Below are 2,996 nucleotides of genomic sequence, written 5' to 3'. Positions count from 1 at the left end.
CCCCCTTGAGCCATCTGGCACACTTTTCTCTTTTTGTCAAATTTTATGTTAAGAAAGATGTGACTAATGGATAGATCAACGGGGGCAGGGGGGATCGAACCTAAAATCCATTTTTAATTTAATTATAACCAGCTACTTAATCATTCTTACTTCTCCAGCAACCACAAGAATTTTTTATTTTTACAAGAGGTGTAGTTATGTCTTTATCAATTCGGGTAATTATCCTAGTAGCGACGACAGTTTATCAGACATTATCTGTTTGGTTAGAAGAACAAAAAGCACCGCCGGGTCATTTGATTAATCTGGGTAAATATCGCCTACATTTTTGTCTAGCGGGAACGGCTAGTCCCACTATTATTATTGACCATAGTTTAGGAGGAATTGAGGGATATTTTTTGATAGAAGAATTGTCACAATTAGCTAGGGTTTGTATTTATGATCGAGCCGGTTATGGTTGGAGCGATCCTAGTCCCCATCCACGAAATAGCTACCAAATTGTTCAGGAATTAGATCAATTACTAACCCAGGCAAAAATAGAACCACCTTATATTTTAGTTGGTGATTCTTTTGGCAGTTATAATGTTCGACTGTATGCTCATCTGTTCCCAGAAAAAGTAGTAGGTTTGGTACTCACCGATGGTTTACACGAGCAGGGAATGCTGAAAATGTCGCCAGCATTAAAGGCATTAAAATTATTTTTCATCTCTGGATTTTGGATGTCGATTATCGGCTCAATTTTAGGCATTATCCGAGTTTTGAGAGTTCTGGGAGTTTTTGAATTATTAAAACCAGAATTACGTCGCTTTTCCCCAGATTCTTGTCATCGAGTTAAGCGTTCTTTCTGTCGCGCTAAACACTGGATGACGATGAGTAGAGAAATGTTTAATCTCGACCAAAGCGCTCGTCAGGTGAGTGAGGCTAACAATTTCGGTAATTTACCGATAGTTAGTATTAAAGCTAATTCTTTTTTTAAACCTTCCCTTTGGACTCGCTTTATTCCCCTCAAAAGTGCCAACCGACTCCGGGAGGAGATGCACCTGGAATTAGGCAAGTTATCCGGAGATTTTATAGAAATACAAGCGGATAAAAGTTGCCATTTTGTTTGGATGGATCAACCGGATGTGATGATCGATGCGGTGAGAATTTTGCTTGACAAAATTAACTCTGTGTGCTAAGTAATAAGGTAAAGTTAACTTCCTAGTTAGGATAGGCAAGAGGCAAGAGATTCGCTCGAGATTAGCTGAAATACTAGAGAATTATTGCATAATTAACTTTTGAGAGTTCAAAAATGAGAAAAATAGGCATGAAGCTATCGTTCATTCTTACTTAATTCTCCTGACTCCTGACGACCGGCTACTGACTCCTGACTCCTAACCCCACCAACAGACTTTTTGCCGCAAACCCTAATTATTGAGGGTAATAATCTCGGCGCTAAAACCCTGTCTAGTTAACTCTTGTAACCGTTGTTTAGCTTGGTATTGTTGCTGAAATAACCCCGCTTGAATAACATTTTCTCCCGCGCGGATAAATGCGAGGGGTTCAATTTCTTGAATTTTTGCCAACGCTGCTGCACTATTACTCTGAACTTCAACCCGAAAGAGTTGATTAGTCGCAATAACCCGCTGCTGTGGTGGGGGAGAAGGGGGTTTATTGGTGCGATTTTGCGGTGTGGGGGCAGGTGAATTGACAGTTTGACGATTATGATTATTAACCACCGTAGCATCGGCAGGACGCACGGTAGCGGGAGCTTGAAAAACGTATTCTCTCAGGGGTTGATTACCGGAAACTGGGTCCGCCACCAGAGGACGAACTGAAGGAGAATTAACTGGGGGTAAATTTAAGGGTGAACATTGGGAACAATTAACAGCACTGGGACTGTCTGAACGTTTAGTTGGTTGTCTCACCGCCGGCGGTGGGGGCAAACGACGACCGGGATAAAGATTCTGGGCAAAAGATAAGTTTGCTTTTAGCAGCAGCGTTGCTTGAGCGATTATCCCGACTTTTAACCAAAATAAGGCCGAGAAAAACAGTAGGTTTGTTCTCATCATACTAGCTTGTCCTCACACGAGATTTGGGTACACCATGTCCAAATTTTAAAGGAGGAGATGCTAGTCTAGAAAGTATATTGGTTAAAAATCATGACAAGGTTTATGGGAAAAGTTGTTGTCGGTCTATCGGGGGGAGTAGATAGCTCTGTTGCCGCTGCCGCCTTACACGCTCAAGGTTATGATGTTATTGGCTTGACCCTGTGGTTAATGAAGGGTAAAGGTCAATGCTGCTCCGAGGGGATGGTAGATGCGGCCTTTATTTGTGAGCAGTTGGGGGTTCCCCATCATATTGTCGATAGTCGCGAGCTTTTCCAAAAAGAAATTATTGATTATCTGGTTTCCGGTTACGAAGCGGGAATCACACCGCTGCCCTGTTCTCAGTGCAATAAAGCGGTAAAATTTAGCCCGATGCTGCATTATGCTAGGGAAACCTTAGAAGCGGATACTATTGCCACCGGTCACTACGCTAGAATTCGTTTTTCTCCGGAAAATAACCGTTATCAACTGCTGCGCGCCGTCGATAAAAATAAAGATCAATCCTATTTTCTCTATGATCTAACTCAAGATGTACTGCGTGGGACTTTATTTCCCTTGGGAGAACAAACCAAGGCAGAAACCCGCAGGATTGCCCAGGAATTCGGCTTAAAAACAGCAGATAAACCCGATAGTCAGGATTTGTGCTTGATTGAAGCTCACGGAACGATGCGATCGTTCTTGGATAAGTATATCGCTGTTAGTGAGGGCGATATCGTCGATCTCGATGGCAAAGTTTTGGGTAAACATAGCGGTATCCATCATTATACGATCGGACAACGCAAAGGCATCGGCATCGCCGCCGCCGAACCCCTCTATGTGGTAAAACTCGATCCCGTCATGAATCGGGTTATCGTCGGTAATCGCGCCAGTGCCGTTAGTGCCGCTTGTCTTGTCGGAAGGATGAACTGGGTT

Annotated in this window: 3 protein-coding genes; 2 read left to right on the top strand and 1 reads right to left on the bottom strand. The window is 43.0% G+C overall.

The window, feature by feature from the left end; all coding sequences use genetic code 11:
• Window positions 1-197 precede the first annotated feature (197 nt).
• A complete protein-coding gene (locus tag O9290_RS08970; protein ID WP_288055363.1) occupies window positions 198-1,175 on the top strand; it encodes an alpha/beta fold hydrolase in 978 nt (325 codons plus the stop codon).
• A 228-nt stretch (window positions 1,176-1,403) separates the two neighbouring features.
• Here O9290_RS08970 and O9290_RS08965 read toward each other — a convergent pair whose 3' ends face one another.
• Entirely contained in the window at window positions 1,404-2,048 is a 645-nt protein-coding gene (locus O9290_RS08965) for a hypothetical protein (protein WP_288055366.1), read from the bottom strand.
• A gap of 102 nt (window positions 2,049-2,150) precedes the next feature.
• Between O9290_RS08965 and mnmA the strand changes: the two genes are divergently transcribed.
• The coding region (mnmA, locus tag O9290_RS08960; RefSeq protein WP_288055369.1) for a tRNA 2-thiouridine(34) synthase MnmA at window positions 2,151-2,996 on the top strand (846 nt) is incomplete at its 3' end.

It is taken from the genome of Microcystis sp. LE19-41.2A, from assembly GCF_027530405.1.
Taxonomy (GTDB): Bacteria; Cyanobacteriota; Cyanobacteriia; order Cyanobacteriales; family Microcystaceae; genus Microcystis; species Microcystis aeruginosa.
The sequence above is the reverse complement of the archived record's forward strand: the minus strand, read 5'-3'. Positions and strand labels throughout refer to the sequence as shown.